Source organism: Streptomyces sp. NPDC050485 (genome assembly GCF_044458185.1).
GTDB lineage: Bacteria > Actinomycetota > Actinomycetes > Streptomycetales > Streptomycetaceae > Streptomyces.
On record NZ_JBITHR010000002.1, the window covers coordinates 20936 to 37255 of the forward strand.

The window sequence follows — 16320 nt, forward strand, 5'->3', positions numbered from 1 at the left end:
CCTATGCCGAGGCGGCCGTCAGCTCGGAGACCTCGGCGTCGGTGAGTTCCAGGTCGGCGACGGCGAGCAGCGCCGGCAGCTGCTCGACCGTACGGGCCGAGGCGATGGGGGCGGCGACGGTGGGCCGGGCGGCCAGCCAGGCCAGCGCGACCGTGGCGATCTCGGCGCCGCGCTCCTGGGCGATCCGGTCGAGCGCGCCGAGCACCTTGCGGCCCCGCTCGGTCTCCAGGTGCTTGCCCGCGCCCTCGGCGCGTCGGCTGTCCACGGTCTGGCCCGGCCGGTACTTGCCGGTGAGGAAGCCGGAGGCGAGCGAGTAATAGGGGACGGCGGCCAGGCCCGCGCGGGACGCGGTCTCCTGGAGGGCGCCCTCGTAGGTGTCGCGGGAGACCAGGTTGTAGTGCGGCTGGAGCGCCACGTACTTGGCGAGGCCCTCGCGGTCGGAGAAGTCCAGGGACTCCTGGAGCCGCTCCGGGGTGATGTTGGAGGCGGCGATCGCGCGGACCTTGCCGTCCTGGACCAGCTGGTCGAGGGCGGTGATGATCTCCTCGACGGGCACGGTGGGGTCGTCGTAGTGCGTGTAGTACAGGTCGATGTAGTCGGTGCCGAGGCGGCGCAGCGACTCCTCGGCGGCGGTCTTGATGGTGTTCGCGGCCAGCCCCTTGTGCTGGAGGTGGGCGCCGACCTTGGTGGCGACGACGACATCGGCCCGGTTGCCGCGGGCGGCCAGCCACTTCCCGATGATCGTCTCGGATTCGCCGCCGGAGTTGCCGGGGGCCCACTGGGAGTAGGCGTCGGCGGTGTCGATGAAGTTGCCGCCGCCCGAGGTGTAGGCGTCGAGGACGGCGAACGACTGGTCCTGGTCGGCCGTCCAGCCGAAGACGTTGCCGCCGAGGGAGAGCGGGAAGACGGACAGATCGGAGCCGCCGAGCGCACGGAGAGAGGTCATGTGGTGATCAACTCCCGTGCGCCGGGCGCTATTCCGCATCCGTTCGGATCAGGGGTCGAGCCGCATGGACGATTGATTCCGGACACGTTCGGATCGATCAGCGGTCGAGCCCCATGGACGACTCCGGACCCGTTCGGATCGATCAGGGGTTGAGCCCCTTGGACTGGAGCCAGGTCATGGGGTCGATGCCGGTGCCGTCCGGGGTGTGGACCTCCAGGTGGAGGTGCGGCCCGGTGACGTTGCCGGTCGCGCCGATCCGCCCGATGACGTCCCCCGTCGCCACCTTCTGCCCCGCGCTGACCGCGATGGACGACTGGTGGCAGAACCAGAGCTCGCTGCCGTCGTCGAGGGTGAGCACCGTGCGGTAGCCGTACGCACCGGCCCACCCCGCCGACTTGACCGTCGCGGAGTGGATCGCCTTGAGCGGCGTGCCCGTGGGGGCCGCGAAGTCCAGGCCGGTGTGGTGGCCCGAGGACCACATCGAGCCGGCTTCGCCGAACGTGGAGGTGATCGTGTACGAGCCGACCGGCAGCGAGTAGCTCGCGGCCAGCTTGGCCAGCCGCTCCTCCTCCGCCTTCTTCGCCGCGGCCTCCTCGGCCGCCTTCTTCTCGGCCGCGGCCTTGGCCGTCGCCGCGTCCTGCTTGGCTTTGGCCTCGGCCGCGGCCTTTTCGGCGGCGGCCTTCTGCGCGGCCGCCTTCGCCTCGGCGACGGCGCTCGCCTTCTGCTGCTCGGCCTGCTGGAGGATGCGGGCGCGCAGCGCCTCACCGGCGTCGGTGGCGCCCTGCTCGGCCTCGGCGGTGGAGAGGCCGGTCATGGTCAGCGGGGAGGCTGCGATCTTCTGGTCGGCCTGTGCGGCCTCGCTCTTCGGGGTGTCCGGGGCGTTGTGCGAGACCAGCTCGCCGACGCCGGGCAGCGACCCGAGGTCCGGCAGGTTCTGGGTGAGGGAGTCGGGCAGCGAGATGGAGACCGGCGGCTTGGGCTGCGCGGTGGCCATGCCGCCCGCGCCGACCGCGGCGATGACGCCGACGCCCAGCACGGTGGAGCTGCGGGCGAGTCCGCCGCGCTGTTTGGCCACCCGGTGCCGGCCGCGTACCGGACGTACGGACTCCGCGGTCGGGTCCCACTCCTCCCAGCTCTCGCTGTCGCCGGGCACGTCGCCGTACCGGGAATCGAGAGGTATGGGGGTGTCGAGGGCAGGCTCGTTGGACGCCACGAGGGCGCGCTCCTTTCCTTCCTTCTCGCCTACCGGGTTAGCTGACGGGTTCGGAGCAGGAAGGTCTCCTACAGGCACCCGTAAAGGCGCCTGATTCACCCCAAGTTGGTGGTTCCCCGGTTCCCTTTCGGGATTCGGCGCGTGCGCGCGGTGCCGCCGTTGCGGCGGCTGGGCCGACCGCGCTGCGTTATCGAACGTTAATAGACACCCGGTCCGGATTCCAAGCCGTTCCCACTGATCGTTAACGGTCTTGGCCTGGACTTAGCGGCCACAGCCGGGTCAAACCGGACGAGTTGACGGCGATTCAGCGCGACTCGCGTTCACAGCGTTTCCTGACGGTGTGTCAAATGTTATGCGGAGGGACACCTTTCGGGCACCCACGGTGACAGGATCCGGGACGGCCTCCGTGGCAGGCTCCGGCCGGGCTCATTTCACGATCCTGACGGTGCGGCGGCGGTCGGGCTGCCCCTCGGTGGGCCGGGCCACCGCGAGCAGCGCCATGTCGTCGTTCGCGCCGCCGCCGGTGTAGCGCCGTACGTCGTCCACGAGCGCGTCCAGGACCGCCTCCGGGCCGGGGAAGACCGCGCCGCGCAGCCGGGCCCGCGGGTCGTAGAAGACGCCCCGCCCGTCGCGCGCCTCGGACAGCCCGTCGGTGTAGAACAGCAGCGTCGCCCCGGCCGGGAACGGCCGCGCATCGGACCGGTCCGGCCACACGCCCAGGTCCGCCATGCCGAGCGGCAGCGCGGGCTCGGCCGGGACGAGCATGTCCACGGACCCGTCCGGGTACAGCAGCAGCGGCTCGGGATGCCCCCGGTTGACCAGGCGTACGGTGCCGTCGCCGCGGGGGATCTCGGCGAGCACCGCGGTGGTGAACCCCTCGACCGCGTCGAGCCGGTCGCGCCGGGTGCCCTCGCGGGCCAGCGCCCGCTCCAGGCGCTGGGCCACCGCCTCCAGCGAGGACTCCTGCTCGGCGGCCTCCCGGAACGCCCCGATCACCACGGCGACGGCCTCCACCGCCTGGAGCCCCTTTCCGCGTACGTCACCGACGATGAGCCGCACCCCGTGCGGGGTCTCCTGCACGGCGAACAGGTCCCCGCCGATGAACGCGTCCGCCTGCGCCGCCTCGTACCGCGCGGCGACGTGGAGGCCGCCGATGCGGGCCGCAGGCGTGGGCAGCACGGCGCGCTGCGCGGTCTCCGCGATGACGCGGGCCGACGCGAGCTGTTCGCCGCTGCGGCGCAGGATGCGGTTGATGACGAGGGCCAGGCCGCCCACCAACAGCACGGTGAACAGCTCGCTGGCGCCTTCGCCGAGGCTGGGGATGCCCTGTAGGAACCAGAGCCCCACCACGGCGAGCACCGAAAGGGCCGCGACGACGGCGGTGGCGCGGGCCGAGTAGAACGGGGCGGCGACCACCGGGGCGCCCGCGAACAGGGCGACGGCGGTCAGGTCGGGCGGGGTCGAGGCGTCGAAAACGAAGCCGACGACGATGAGCAGTACGGGGAGCGCCCGTACCAGGCGCCTCTCGCCCTCTGCTCGCTGCCGCACCCGTCCAGCCTGCCCCGCCCGACCGCCGACGGCGACTCCGGAGCGGCCGAGCGGGTGCGGGTCCCGGTGCCGGGCGGGGCGGGGCGGGGGACGGCGGGATCCCGCGGGCAGAGTCGGCGCCAGGGAACGGCGGGATCCGCAGGGCAGGGTCGGCGCCGGGGGACGCGTCAAGATCAGCGGCAGCCGGACCGAACCCGCCGTCAATGGCGGCGGCAGCGATGCGGCCCCGGCCGACCCCGGCCGCAACTCCCCCTGGTGTGACGGTGGTTGGCCGCCTGGTCGGCCGCACCGCACGGCAGCGCGCCCCAGTCGCCGGCACTCAGCCGGCACCCGTGCCCGGGATCGACGTACACGGGAGCCCGCGCACCACCCCCCGTGACGAGCCCGGCCTCCCCCACCCGATCGCACCCGCTCAGCCCGACCACACAGAGGAGGAGCGCGAGCAGCACGGTGTCCCGCGCCCGCACCCATCTCCGCAGAACCACCGCACACTCACTCATGGCGCACGCGAGGCTACTCCACGTGCTCCACTCATGCGCGCCGGGCAACGGGCGGGTTCGCGGGCCGCATCCGGGAACGCGAAGAGGACCGGCACTTGAAAGTGCCGGTCCTCTTCGTTCAGTAGCGGGGACAGGATTTGAACCTGCGACCTCTGGGTTATGAGCCCAGCGAGCTACCGAGCTGCTCCACCCCGCGTCGGTAAACACAACTGTACGCCATCCGGAGGGGTGCTCCGAACCATTTACGACCCACGGCGTCCGAGGTGCCCGCCGCCCACCGCTCCACTACGACCAGGACTTCGAGACGATCGCCCGGACAACGGCCCAGCCCGTTCGCCGGATCGACCTCAAGTCTTAGGGTGTGTCGGGTTTGGTTGCCCGGACGATGGCGGAGTGCATGCCGTCGGCCACCGCGTGCGTGGGTGTGATCCCGATGTCCGTGAACCCGGCGTCTTCGAGGCCTTGCCGGTACTCGGCGAAGGAGAGCGCACCGGCGATACAACCGACGTAGTCGCCGCGCTCGGCCCGCTGCTCGGGGGTCAGGGTGTCGTCGGCGACGACGTCCGAGACGCCGATCCGGCCGCCGGGGACCAGGACGCGGAAGGCCTCGGCGAAGACGGCGGACTTGTCGGTGGACAAGTTGATCACGCAGTTCGAGATGACGACGTCGATGGTGTTGGCGGGGAGCGGGACGGCTTCGATCGTGCCCTTGAGGAACTCGACGTTGGTGGCGCCGGCCTTCTTCTGGTTGGCGAGCGCCAGGGCGAGCATCTCCTCGGTCATGTCGAGGCCGTACACCTTGCCCGTGGGGCCGACCCGGCGCGCGGAGAGCAGGACGTCGATGCCGCCGCCCGAGCCGAGGTCCAGGACCCGCTCGCCAACGCGCAGGTCGGCGACGGCGGTGGGGTTGCCGCAGCCTAGGGAGGCGGCGACGGCCTCGGCGGGCAGCGCCTCGCGCTCGGCGGCGGCGTAGCGGGTGGGGCCGAAGTTCTCGTCGACCTCGATCGCGGCCGGTCCGCAACAGGCGGTGCCGCCTTCGGTGACCTGGACGGCGGCGGACGCGTACCGGCGCCGGACGGTCTCGCGCAGGTCGGTGGACTGCTCGCTCATGGCCTTCACTCCTCGATGCCAGGGCCTGGCGGGACCCCGATCGGGCTGCATTGACGTTCCTCGATGCAACCTTGCGCCCTGGATCGAAAAACGTCAACATAGAAGCATGTCGAAACAAGAGCTTGTGGTGCTCGGCCAGGACGACGCCGACGAATGCTGCCCGACCCTGCTGACCGCCCCACTGGACGAGGGGCAGGCGGTAGAGCTCGCGAAGGTCTTCAAGGCGCTCGGCGACCCCGTGCGGCTGCGGCTGCTGTCGATGATCGCCTCGCGCGACGGCGGGGAGATCTGCGTCTGCGACCTCACCCCGGCCTTCAACCTGTCCCAGCCGACGATCTCCCACCACCTCAAGCTGCTCCGGCAGGCCGGGCTCATCGACTGCGAACGGCGCGGAACCTGGGTCTACTACTGGCTGCTGCCCGAGACGACCGACAAGCTCGCCGGCATCCTGACCCGCCCCACCGCGCCCGCCGGGACCGCCCCATGAGCAAGAACGCCCCGGTGGCGGGGCGCCTGTCGTTCCTCGACCGCTTCCTGGCGGTGTGGATTCTCGCCGCGATGGCGGCCGGGCTGGGGCTCGGACGCCTGGTTCCGGGGCTCGGGGACGCGCTCGCCAAGGTCACCGTCACCGGGGTCTCGCTGCCGATCGCGCTCGGACTGCTGGTGATGATGTATCCGGTCCTGGCCAAGGTCCGCTACGACCGCCTCGACACCGTAACGGCCGACCGGCGCCTGCTGATCCCCTCCCTGGTCCTGAACTGGGTCGTCGGCCCCGCCCTCATGTTCGCGCTCGCCTGGATCTTCCTGCCGGACCTGCCCGACTACCGCACCGGCCTGATCATCGTCGGCCTCGCCCGCTGCATCGCCATGGTCATCATCTGGAACGACCTGGCCTGCGGCGACCGCGAGGCAGCCGCCGTCCTGGTCGCCCTCAACTCCGTATTCCAGGTACTGGCGTTCAGCCTGCTCGGCTGGTTCTACCTCTCCGTCCTGCCCGGTTGGCTCGGCCTGGAGCAGACCGCCCTGGACGTATCCGTATGGGAGATCGCCCGCAGCGTCCTCATCTTCCTCGGCATCCCCCTGCTGGCCGGATTCCTCACCCGCCGGCTCGGCGAGAAGGCCAGGGGCCGCACCTGGTACGAGACCCGACTCATCCCACGCATCGGCCCGTTCGCCCTGTACGGGCTGCTGTTCACCATCGTGGTGCTCTTCGCCCTGCAAGGGGACGCGATCACCTCCCAGCCCCTGGACGTCGTACGGATCGCGCTGCCGCTCCTGGTGTACTTCGCGGTCATGTGGGCGGGCTCGCTGGCCCTGGGCCGCGCGGTCGGACTCGGCTACCCGCGCGCCGCCACCCTCGCGTTCACCGCCGCGGGCAACAACTTCGAACTCGCCATCGCGGTCGCCATCGCCACCTTCGGCGCCACCAGCGGGCAGGCCCTGGCCGGAGTGGTCGGCCCCCTCATCGAGGTGCCCGTCCTCATCGGCCTGGTGTACGTCGCCCTCGCCGCCCGGCGCTACTTCCCCAACTCCCCTGCTCCGGCCCCTCCATTGGCCGCCACCACCGAAGGTCCCGCCCATGTCTGAATCGCCTGCACTGCCTACATCGCCCGCATCACCCGCATCACCTGAAGCGCCCAGCGCGCCGGACGCATCCGACACGTCTGATGCCAAGCCGTCCGTGCTGTTCGTCTGCGTCCACAACGCCGGCCGCTCGCAGATGGCGGCTGCCTTCCTCACCCATCTCACGGACGGCCGCGTCGAGGTCCGCTCCGCCGGGTCGGCCCCCGCCGATCAGGTCAACCCGGCTGTCGCCGCCGCGATGGCGGAAGTCGGCATCGACATCTCCGCCGAGACCCCCAAGGTGCTCACGGTCGAGGCGGTGCGGGCGTCCGACGTGGTGATCACCATGGGCTGCGGCGACACCTGTCCCGTCTTCCCGGGCAAGACCTACCTCGACTGGCAGCTTGAGGATCCGGCGGGTCAAGGCGTCGAGGCGGTCCGCCCCATCCGGGACGAGATCAAGAAGCGTATCGACGGGCTGATCAAGGAGATCCTGCCCGAGTCGCCCTGACCGTAGGAGTGCACGGCTCCCGCACCCGTAGCGCGCGGGCAGGTGTCAGGACCAGCCCGGGGACGGCGGAAGCGGCCAGGTCGGCGGGGTCGGCAGCGGGTGATCCGCCGGGAGGCGGGCGGCCGTGCCGCGGCCGGAGAGCCAGGCGAGAAGGTCCCGCCCCGGGCCCGTGGCGGTGGGGCCGGTCCGGGCAAGGGGCCAGCAGCGGCCGAGGTCGGTCGCCTCGATGCGGGCGACCGGGAAGCCGCGTACCGCCAGCGCCGCGACGGTGCTGTCGAGGGCCCAGGCGACGTAGTCGGCGGGCCAGTCGGCGGTGCTGTAGCCGAGGCTCAGGTCGACGTGGTGGGTTTCGAGTTCGCGCCACGCCCGGTGGAGGGTGAACCAAGCGGGGTGCCGCCAGCCCGCGAGGGCGCTGACCAGCGTGCTCCATCGCCCAGTCGGCATCGCCGCGGCCACCCCGAGCAACCGGTCCAGGCTGCCGGACACGTCACCGACAAGTCCGACGGCGTCGCGTCCGGCCCCCTCGCGCAGCGCGCGCTCCAGCGCGGGGCCGTCGGCGCGGGGCCCGGGCTCGGCGCCGGTGCGGGCCAGGGTCAGCAGCCACCAGTAGACGTCGGCGCTGCGGGCGAGGTGGGTGAGGACGTGCCCGCGGCTCCATCCGGCCAGCGCGGACGGCTCGCGGGCCTGACGGTCGGTCAGCCCGTCGAGGGTGTCGCCGAGCCGCGTGACGGAACCGCGGACGGCATCGAGGAGCCCGGCGAGGTCCGCCCGGCCGAGGTCGGTGGTGTCGGTCACGTGCCGGTACTTTACGGCCGCCCGGCGAACAGGCCGCCGATCGGGAGGCGGCCGTACGCAGCAGCCGTGCGGGGTCGCGTACGTGGCGGCGCACGAAGTGGCTTACGAGGCCCGGCAGTTGCTCATGCCGACGGCGCGGAACATGGCTCGCCGGGGTGGCTACTCGGGCAGTGGGCGGTCCTCGACGACGTGCTTCATGACGAGGGTGGACGTCAGGCGCTGGACACCTGGCAGGGTGGCCAGCCGCTGGTCGTAGAGCTGCTGGAAGGCGGCCAGGTCGGTGGTGGCCACGCGCAGGAGGTAGTCGGGTTCGCCGAACAGGCGTTGGGCCTGGATCACGTGCGGGACGGCGGACACGGCCTTCTCGAATTCGGTGACGGTGTCGCGGTCCTCCCAGCGCAGGGTGGCGAAGACCAGGGCTTCGAAGTTCAGGCCGACCGTGGCCGCGTCCACGACGGCGCGGTAGCCGCGGATCGCGCCCTCGCGTTCGAGGTCGCGCACGCGACGGTGGCACGGCGAGACGCTCAGCTTCACGCGGGCCGCCAGCTCGGTCACCGTCAGACGGCCGTCCAGCTGCAGCTCGGTAAGAATCTTCCGGTCCAGGGCATCCATGGAGAAGATTCTCCCCCAAATTTCGCGATCATGGGGTAAATACAGAAACACTTTCGGGCACAACGAACCTAGCCTTTCCTCTCGTAACAGCACAACGCGAGAAGGACCGATCCATGAACACGACCACGCTGGCGGCTTTCCTGGCAGTGGATCTTCTGCTGGTGTTCACCCCCGGCGCGGACTGGGCCTTTGCGATCGCGGCGGGGCTGCGGGACCGGTCGGTCGTTCCCGCGGTCGCCGGGCTGATAGCCGGATACGCCGGGTACACCCTGCTCGCCGTGGCCGGCCTGGTGGTGATCGTCGCGAGCTCCGCGACCCTGCTCACCGCACTGACCGTTCTCGGCGCCGCCTATCTGGTGTGGCTCGGCGGGAGCGTCCTGGCACGGCCGGCCGCACTGAGCGCCGCCACGGAGTCCGCGGCCTCCTCGCGCCGGCAGATCGTGCTGAAGGGAGTCGGGACCAGCGGCCTGAACCCCAAGGCGCTGCTGCTGTACTTCTCGCTGTTCCCGCAGTTCATCGACCCCGCGGCGAGTTGGCCCGTCGCCGCCCAGACCGGTCTGTTCGGCACCCTCCACATGGCAGTGTGCGCCGTGGTCTACCTCGCTGTCGGCGTCCTTGCCCGCACCGTACTGAAGACCCGGCCGACCGCCGCTCGCGCGGTCACTCGTGCCTCCGGCGCCATGATGATCGCCATTGGCGCGTTCCTCCTCGTGGAACGCCTGACGCGCTGACCACGCAGCTCCTGGTGGCCTGCGTGCGCCCTGGCCTGGCTGTGGACCGGGGCGCCGGCAGCCTGAGGCAGGTCTTACCGCGTGCCGACGTCGTGGGCGGTGCCCTTGGTGACGGCGTGCAGCTTGTCGGGGTTGGCCACGTTGTGGATGGCGGTGATGCGGCCGTCGGAGTCGAAGTCGAAGGTGACCGTGGCGATCACGCGTTCCGGTCCGGTGAAGACCATGCCCGGCCCGCCGTTGATCTCGACGAGTTCGGCGTTCATGTCAGCAGGCTCGATGCCCTGGTAGGTGACGGTACCGATGGCGGCGAACCATGCGGCCACCGTGGCCGCGCCCACGACCGGCCGCAGGGCCTGGCGGACCTTGCCGCCGCCGTCGGTCCACAGGGTGACGTCCGGGGACAGCAGTTCCATCAGGGCGTTGACGTCACCGCCAGTCGCGGCGGCGAAGAACCGCTCGGTGGCCTCGCGCTGCTGCGAGCGGTCCGTGGTGAAGCGCGGCCGCCGGGCCCGCACGTGCTCGCGGGCGCGGTGGGCGGCCTGCCGCACCGCGGACTCGGAACGCTCCACCGCTTCCGCGATCTCGGCGTGGCTGAAGCCGAAGACCTCTCTGAGTACGAACACCGCGCGCTCCAGCGGGCTCAGCGTCTCAAGCACCACCAGTACCGCCATCGACACGGACTCCGCGTCCACGACGGTCTCGGCGGTGTCGCCGCAGGTGAGGATGGGCTCCGGAAGCCAGGGGCCCACATAGGTCTCCCGCTTGTTCCGGGTGGAGCGCAGTCGTTCCAGCGCGAGGTTCGACACGATCCGCGTCAAGTACGCCTTGGGTTCGGCCACTTGGGAGCGGTCGGCGGCCGACCATTTGATCCAGGCGTCCTGGACCGCGTCCTCGGCATCGGCCGCGCTGCCGAGGATGCGGTAGCCCACCGAGAACAGCAGGTTGCGGTGCTGGTGGAACACTTGCTGGTCGACGTCCGGGAACGACTGGGTCACCGCGCGACCCGTATCCGAGTGGTCGGGGACTGGCCGAGTCACCGCGCCACCGGTATCCGGGTGTTCCGGGACCGGCCGGGTCACCGCGCCACCCGTATCCGGGTGAAGCGGCCGCCGTGCGGCCAGAACGCGCCCGAGGCGGGCATCTTCTTCATGCGGCCGAAGGTCGGCCAGGGGGAAGCGGTCACCGCCTCCTTATACCGGGCCGCCGTGCGGCCGGTCAGGCAGATCCGCCGGGCACTGTCGTCGGGGCGGGTGAACTGCACGACAGCATCCGCCCGGCCCAGGCTCACCGGCGTGTGGTAGTAGCCGAACCGGAACGGCTTGGGCTGCTTGCCCTTCAGTACGCGCAGGATCGACAGCGCCGCGTGCACGCCGGTCGGCATGCCGCCCTGGCAGGTGCCGTGCAGGACGCCGTAGCCCTGGCGGATCGCGGCCGCGTCGCCCACCGCGAACACCTCCGGGTGCGACAGCGACCGCAGCGCCGCGTCGGTGACGATGCGGCCGCGCTCGTCGACGGCCAGTCCGGCGGCGGCCGCCAGCGGCGACACCCGCGTACCGCTGGTCCACACCACCACATCGGCGGCGACGCTCTCCCCGCCCGCCAGCTCGACCGCACCGGGCAGCACCTTCATCACCTCGACCCCGCTGCGTACCCGCACGCCAAGCCGGTCGAGCGCGGCGTGCAGGTACGCCTTGGCCTTCCGGTTCATGGCCGCGCCGGGTTCGCCCCGGCCCAGCAGCACCACGTCCAACCGCGGGTACTGCTCGGCGATCTCCGCGGCCGACTCGATGCCGGTCAGTCCGCTGCCGCCGACCACCACCGTGCCGCTGCCCAACCGGGCGAGCCGGCCGGCCAGCACCTCGGCGTCCTGGGGAGTGTTGAGGGTGTACGCATGGTCCTCGGCACCCGGCACCGCCGCCGTGTCGGCCACGCTGCCCACCCCGTACACCAGCGTGTCGTAGGAGAGCACCCGGTCGTCATCGATCCGCACCGTCCGCGCGTCCGCGTCCACCGCGGTCACCCAGCCCCGTACGAACCGTGCACCCGTACCCGCCAGCAGCTCCGGGATGCTCAGCTCGGCGAGCTGCTGCCCGGTCGCGGCCATGTGCAGCCGCAGCCGCTCGGTGAACCGCTCCTGCGGGTTGACCAGGGTCACTTCCACGCCCTCGCCCCGCTTGACCCGGGCCGCCAACTGGATCGCCGCGGACAGGCCCGCGTATCCCGCCCCCAGGATCAGGACACGGTGGGTGGTCGCCGGGCCGGCTTCGTGCTGCGTGCTCATCGCTCTGCCTTCCGTCGCTCGCTGCTGACGACCACCAGATGGGAGCTGCCCGCCCATCCGTGACATGGAGCCGATGTGACCTGCGGCACAGCCGAGTTGAAGGGCGGTCACAGACCCCGAGCGACCCCAGAACGCCGCAACGCCCCAGCCGATGATCCCCGGCTGGGGCGTTCCTTTCGCAGGTCGGAGGGGGCGAACCCCTCCCCCACTGCTGGTAGGCCATGTCGGACTCGAACCGACAACCAACGGATTAAAAGTCCGCTGCTCTGCCAATTGAGCTAATGGCCCTTGGCGAGTCACCCACGAGCATAGCCCGACAGCGCCCGGCAGCCGATCGGGTATCGGTTGTCGGGCCCGTCGCGAGGGCATCCTCGTCATCCGCCGCGCCCTCGCGAGGAGATTCAGTATCAGCCACCGTGCCCTCGCGAGGGCGCCGCCATCACCAAGCCGCACCGCCGCGAGGGCATCCGCATCAGCAACCCCCGCCGCCGCGCCCGCTACCCGCGAGGCTCAGCCTCGCCCGTCGGCCGGAGGAACCAGTGCCGTGCGGATACCAGCCACCAGGCCGTTGCGAAGCCCAGGACGGCCAGCACCGCGACCGGGGCGTAGTTGAAGTTCTCCCAGGTCATCGGGGAGAGCTGGGGGAGCATGAAGAGGACTGTGATGAGCGCCACCCAGGCCACCGCCAGGATGCCGACCGGGCGGGACCAGCGGCCCAGGTGCCAGGGGCCCCGGGTGAAGGAGTCGCCGCGGAACAGGCGCAGCAGGGTGGGGATCACGTACGCGATGTAGAGGCCGATCACCGCGATCGAGGTCACGGCCGCGTACGCCGTCACGTTGATGAGGTACGGCAGGCCGAGGACGAGGGCCGCCCCCGCCGCCAGCCAGACCGCCGCCACGGGGGTGCGGGTGCGGGGGCTCACCGTGTGCCAGAGCCGCGAGAACGGAAGCGCGCCGTCGCGTGAAAAGGCGTAGATCATGCGGGAGTTGGCGGTCACCGAGGCCATTCCGCAGAAGAGCTGCGCACCGATCACGACCAGCAGGAGCAGCTTGCCGCCCGTCTCGCCCAGCGAGTCCAGGAGGATCTGGGCGGGCGGCGCGCCGGTGTCGGAGTTCAGCTGGGTGTCGTACGCGCCGATCGCGTACGTGAAGCCGAGCAGCAGCACGAACCCCGCTATCCAGGACGTCCAGATGGAGCGGACGATGCCCCGCGGGCCCGCCGTCGAGGCGTCGTGGGTCTCCTCCGTCATGTGCGCGGAGGCGTCGTACCCGGTGAAGGTGTACTGCGCCATCAGCAGGCCGATCAGCACGACGTACACGCTGTTCGTGAAGCCGGTTTCGTTCACGAAGTGAGTGAAGACGAACGACGTCGAGCGGTGGGTATCGGGGACGAACGCCAGCGCCGCGACGATGGCCGCCACGCCGAGCACGTGCCACCACACGCTCACGCCGTTGAGGAACGCGACGATGCGCACTCCGAAGGTGTTCAGGAGGCCGTGCAGGAGCAGGATCGCCGCGAAGAGGAGGATCGTGCGGGCCGGGGTGACCACGAAGCCGAACTGGAGGTTCAGGTACGCCCCGAGGAACGACGCCGCGCCGAAGTCGACGCCCGCGGTCACCGCGATCTGGCCGAGCACGTTGAACCAGCCCGTGAACCACGCCCAGGCCGCGGCGCTGCGCGGCGGCGCCAGCCGGTGGGCCCAGAAGTACAGGCCCGCCGAGGTGGGGTAGGCCGAGCAGATCTCGGCCATCGCGAGCCCGACGACCAGCGTCATCAGACCCACCGCGACCCAGCCCCAGGTGATGAGGGCCGGACCGCCGGTCTTCATGCCGTACGCGTACATCGTCAGGCAGCCGGAGAGCACCGAGATGATCGTGAACGAGACGGCGTAGTTGGAGAAGGCCGACATGCGGCGGGCGAGGACCTGCTTGTAGCCCAGCTGCGCCAGGCGTTCCTCGTCGGTCGGTACGCCGGCGGTTCCTTGCTTCCCTGGGGAGGTGGAGCTGGCGTCGTTTGTCATGCCCCCAGCGATTCCCTCGCCGGGGGGACCGCATGCGCCGTTGAGTGGCCGAAATCCGGTGGATCACCATACGAACAGGGCCCGTACGACACCAACCAGGTGTCGTACGGGCCCTGTTGAGGCTCTGAGCCATCAGGCGACGGCTTCAGCCAGTGCGTCAGCCGTTGCGCTTCCAGCGGGGCTTGTCGTCGCGGCGGCCGAAGGAGCCGGTGTTCGTACCGGTGTTGGAACCGGAACCGCGGTGGTCGTCACGGCGGCCGTACGGGCGGTCGTGGCCGCCGGTGCGGAAGCCACCACCCGCGGGGCGGTCGTCACGACGGTCGCGGTTGAACGGGCGGTCGCTGCCACCGCGGTTGAAGCCGCCCGAGGGACGCTCGTCACGACGGTCGCGGTTGAACCCGCCGCGGTCGCCGCCACGGTCGTCGCGGTTGAAACCACCCGAGGGGCGGTCGTCGCGGCGGAAGCCGCCACGGTCGCCACCGCGGTCGTCACGGTTGAAACCACCCGAGGGGCGGTCGTCGCGGCGGAAGCCACCGGAGGGACGGTCGTCACGGCGGAAGCCACCGGAGGGACGCTCGTCACGGCGCTGGAAACCACCCGACGGACGGTCGTCACGGCGCTGGAAACCACCCGAGGGGCGGTCGTCACGACGGAAGCCACCGGAAGGACGGTCGTCACGGCGCTGGAAGCCACCGCGGTCGTCACGACGGTCGCGGTTGAAGCCACCACGGTCGCCGCCACGGTCACCACGGTCGCCACCGCGGTTGTCGCGGCGGTCGAAGTTGCCCCGGTCGTCGCGGCGCTGGAAGCCACCGCGGTCGTCGCGGGACTCGCGGGCCTCCGGCTGAGCCGGAACGGCGGCGGCAGCGGCAGCAGCCGCGACCTCGGCCTCGGCCTCGGCGGCGACCTCGGCGACCGCGGCCGCCACGCCCTCGGCGTCTTCACCGCGCTCGCGGGCGGCACGCGCCACCAGGCGGTCGGCCTCCTCGCGGAGCTCGCCGGCCCGGCGGGTCAGGCGCTCCAGCTGCTGGGTGAGCTCGGCGACCTCGCGCTCGGCCTGCTTGGCGGAGTTGTTCGCCGAGTCGGCCTGGACCTCGGTCAGCGAACGGGCGCCGGTGATCTCGGCGACCTCGGGGTCGAAGGCGCCGGCGCTCTGGATGATGTGGCGCGAGGCGTCGACGCCCGCGTCCTCCATCAGCCGGAAGATCTGGCGGCGCTGGTGCGGCAGGGACAGCGACACGACGACGCCGGACCGGCCGGCCCGGGCGGTACGGCCCGAACGGTGCAGGTAGTCCTTGTGGTCCCCGGCCGGGTCCACGTTCAGGACCAGGTCGATGCCGTCGACGTGGATGCCGCGCGCGGCGACGTCGGTGGCGACGAGCGCGTTGACGTAGCCCTTCTTGAAGTCCTCCAGGACTCGGGTACGCGCGCCCTGGGTCATGCCGCCGTGCAGCGCGTCGGCCTTGACGCCCGACTCGCACAGCTGCTCGGCGATGCGGTCCGCGCCCAGCTGGGTGCGGACGAAGATGATCGTGCGGCCCTTGCGGGCGGCGATGGCGGCCGTGACCGGCGCCTTGTCCTTCGGCTTCACGACCAGGACGTGGTGGGTCATGGTCGAGACGTTGCCCTGCGCGCTGTCGACCTCGTGCGTGACCGGGTTGGTCAGGTAGCGCTTGACCAGCGTGCTGATCTCGTTCTCCATGGTGGCGGAGAAGAGCATGCGCTGGCCGCCGCCGGGGATCTGGTCGAGCAGCTCGGTGACCTCGGGCAGGAAGCCCAGGTCGGACATCTGGTCGGCCTCGTCGAGGACGGCGACCTGGACGTTGCCGAGCGAGCAGGCACCGCGGTTGATGAGGTCGCGCAGTCGGCCCGGGGTGGCGACGAGGACGTCGACGCCGCGCTCCAGGGCGTAGATCTGGTTGCTCATCGAGGTACCGCCGCAGACGACCTTCATCTTCAGGCCGAGTACGTCGCCGTACGGCTGGAGGGCGTCCGCGACCTGCATCGCGAGCTCACGCGTCGGCGTGAGGATGATCGCGCGGGGCTTCTTCTTCTCGGTGTGCCCGCCGGCCAGCGCGGCCAGGGTCGGCAGACCGAAGGAGAGGGTCTTGCCGGAGCCGGTGCGGCCGCGGCCGAGGATGTCCTTGCCGGCCAGGGCGTCCGGGATGGTCGCGGCCTGGATCGGGAAGGGGGTGGTCACCCCGTTCTGGGCGAGCTTGCGCACGACGCCCTCGGGCAGACCGAGGTCCGCGAAGGTGACGGTGGGCTCGGTGTTCTCGTCCGCCTCGGTCTCGACGATCTCGACAACCTCGATGACGTCGGAGGCCGCTACGGCCTCCACGACGTCGTTCTCAAGGGCGATGTTCTCGTTCTCGGGCAGGACGGAGTGATCAGTGCTGGAAATGGACATGCGAAATGCGAAACCTTCCGGAGTCTCGGCACGCGCCCGTCAACTCCGTGATTCGCAATTCGACCGCCTCGATGCGGTC

The 16320-nt window shown here is 71.1% G+C and carries 14 protein-coding genes, 2 tRNA genes and 1 riboswitch; of the genes, 4 read left to right on the forward strand and 12 right to left on the reverse strand.

The genetic code is table 11. From position 1 onward, the window contains the following. Window position 1: 1 nt before the first annotated feature. From ACIBK6_RS03760 to arsM, 5 genes are all read right to left on the reverse strand, one after another. Window positions 2–946 carry an aldo/keto reductase gene (locus ACIBK6_RS03760; protein ID WP_399048495.1) on the reverse strand — a complete coding sequence of 315 codons (945 nt, stop codon included), beginning with the start codon at window positions 944–946 and terminating at the stop codon, window positions 2–4. Between the two features lie 142 nt (window positions 947–1088). Then, entirely contained in the window at window positions 1089–2159 is a 1071-nt protein-coding gene (locus ACIBK6_RS03765) for a M23 family metallopeptidase (RefSeq protein WP_399048496.1), read from the reverse strand. Window positions 2160–2170: 11 nt separating this feature from the next. Next, window positions 2171–2309, reverse strand: a riboswitch (cyclic di-AMP (ydaO/yuaA leader). A gap of 276 nt (window positions 2310–2585) precedes the next feature. Then, complete coding sequence (locus ACIBK6_RS03770; protein WP_399048498.1) at window positions 2586–3707, reverse strand: PP2C family protein-serine/threonine phosphatase; 1122 nt, start codon at window positions 3705–3707, stop codon at window positions 2586–2588. Window positions 3708–4329: 622 nt separating this feature from the next. Beyond that, window positions 4330–4403 (reverse strand) — tRNA-Met (locus ACIBK6_RS03775). Between the two features lie 158 nt (window positions 4404–4561). Then, the gene (gene arsM / locus ACIBK6_RS03780) at window positions 4562–5317 is read right to left on the reverse strand and encodes an arsenite methyltransferase (RefSeq protein ID WP_399048500.1); all 756 of its coding nucleotides are present in this window, start codon (window positions 5315–5317) and stop codon (window positions 4562–4564) included. A 106-nt stretch (window positions 5318–5423) separates the two neighbouring features. Between arsM and ACIBK6_RS03785 the strand changes: the two genes are divergently transcribed. The 3 genes from ACIBK6_RS03785 to ACIBK6_RS03795 all read left to right on the forward strand — a co-directional run bounded on the left by ACIBK6_RS03785 (window position 5424) and on the right by ACIBK6_RS03795 (window position 7391). After that, entirely contained in the window at window positions 5424–5804 is a 381-nt protein-coding gene (locus tag ACIBK6_RS03785; protein ID WP_399048502.1) for an ArsR/SmtB family transcription factor, read from the forward strand. Continuing rightward, complete coding sequence (gene arsB / locus ACIBK6_RS03790; protein ID WP_399048504.1) at window positions 5801–6904, forward strand: ACR3 family arsenite efflux transporter; 1104 nt, start codon at window positions 5801–5803, stop codon at window positions 6902–6904. Before ACIBK6_RS03785 ends, arsB begins: the two co-directional genes overlap by 4 nt. Window positions 6905–6998: 94 nt before the next feature. Then, a complete protein-coding gene (locus tag ACIBK6_RS03795; protein ID WP_399048506.1) occupies window positions 6999–7391 on the forward strand; it encodes an arsenate reductase ArsC in 393 nt (130 codons plus the stop codon). A 45-nt stretch (window positions 7392–7436) separates the two neighbouring features. On the opposite strand, the gene ACIBK6_RS03800 is transcribed toward ACIBK6_RS03795, so the two are convergent. Both ACIBK6_RS03800 and ACIBK6_RS03805 read right to left on the reverse strand, forming a co-directional pair. Then, on the reverse strand, window positions 7437–8186 hold the full coding sequence (locus ACIBK6_RS03800; protein ID WP_399048508.1) for a maleylpyruvate isomerase family mycothiol-dependent enzyme: 750 nt from the start codon (window positions 8184–8186) through the stop codon (window positions 7437–7439). Window positions 8187–8345: 159 nt separating this feature from the next. Next, window positions 8346–8798 (reverse strand): Lrp/AsnC family transcriptional regulator, encoded by a 453-nt coding sequence (locus tag ACIBK6_RS03805; protein WP_399048510.1) that lies wholly within the window; start codon window positions 8796–8798, stop codon window positions 8346–8348. Between the two features lie 113 nt (window positions 8799–8911). Between ACIBK6_RS03805 and ACIBK6_RS03810 the strand changes: the two genes are divergently transcribed. Next, window positions 8912–9529 (forward strand): LysE family translocator, encoded by a 618-nt coding sequence (locus ACIBK6_RS03810; RefSeq protein ID WP_399048512.1) that lies wholly within the window; start codon window positions 8912–8914, stop codon window positions 9527–9529. Between the two features lie 74 nt (window positions 9530–9603). Here ACIBK6_RS03810 and ACIBK6_RS03815 read toward each other — a convergent pair whose 3' ends face one another. The 5 genes from ACIBK6_RS03815 to ACIBK6_RS03835 all read right to left on the reverse strand — a co-directional run bounded on the left by ACIBK6_RS03815 (window position 9604) and on the right by ACIBK6_RS03835 (window position 16241). Next, window positions 9604–10524 (reverse strand): RNA polymerase sigma-70 factor, encoded by a 921-nt coding sequence (locus ACIBK6_RS03815; protein ID WP_399048514.1) that lies wholly within the window; start codon window positions 10522–10524, stop codon window positions 9604–9606. Window positions 10525–10604: 80 nt separating this feature from the next. After that, window positions 10605–11810, reverse strand: a complete 1206-nt coding sequence (locus ACIBK6_RS03820) for an NAD(P)/FAD-dependent oxidoreductase (protein ID WP_399048516.1) — start codon at window positions 11808–11810, stop codon at window positions 10605–10607. 212 nt (window positions 11811–12022) lie between these two features. Beyond that, a tRNA-Lys gene (locus ACIBK6_RS03825) sits at window positions 12023–12098 on the reverse strand. Window positions 12099–12307: 209 nt separating this feature from the next. Then, entirely contained in the window at window positions 12308–13831 is a 1524-nt protein-coding gene (locus ACIBK6_RS03830) for an amino acid permease (RefSeq protein WP_399048518.1), read from the reverse strand. A gap of 157 nt (window positions 13832–13988) precedes the next feature. After that, on the reverse strand, window positions 13989–16241 hold the full coding sequence (locus tag ACIBK6_RS03835; RefSeq protein WP_399048519.1) for a DEAD/DEAH box helicase: 2253 nt from the start codon (window positions 16239–16241) through the stop codon (window positions 13989–13991). Window positions 16242–16320 lie beyond the last annotated feature (79 nt).

Coding starts and splice junctions, on each gene's coding strand:
- ACIBK6_RS03760 (WP_399048495.1), bottom strand. CDS start 946: ATGACCTCTCTCCGTGCGCTCGGCGGCTCCGATCTGTCCGTCTTCCCG.
- arsM (WP_399048500.1), bottom strand. CDS start 5,317: ATGAGCGAGCAGTCCACCGACCTGCGCGAGACCGTCCGGCGCCGGTAC.
- ACIBK6_RS03785 (WP_399048502.1), top strand. CDS start 5,424: ATGTCGAAACAAGAGCTTGTGGTGCTCGGCCAGGACGACGCCGACGAA.
- arsB (WP_399048504.1), top strand. CDS start 5,801: ATGAGCAAGAACGCCCCGGTGGCGGGGCGCCTGTCGTTCCTCGACCGC.
- ACIBK6_RS03805 (WP_399048510.1), bottom strand. CDS start 8,798: ATGGATGCCCTGGACCGGAAGATTCTTACCGAGCTGCAGCTGGACGGC.
- ACIBK6_RS03810 (WP_399048512.1), top strand. CDS start 8,912: ATGAACACGACCACGCTGGCGGCTTTCCTGGCAGTGGATCTTCTGCTG.
- ACIBK6_RS03820 (WP_399048516.1), bottom strand. CDS start 11,810: ATGAGCACGCAGCACGAAGCCGGCCCGGCGACCACCCACCGTGTCCTG.
- ACIBK6_RS03830 (WP_399048518.1), bottom strand. CDS start 13,831: ATGACAAACGACGCCAGCTCCACCTCCCCAGGGAAGCAAGGAACCGCC.
- ACIBK6_RS03835 (WP_399048519.1), bottom strand. CDS start 16,241: ATGTCCATTTCCAGCACTGATCACTCCGTCCTGCCCGAGAACGAGAAC.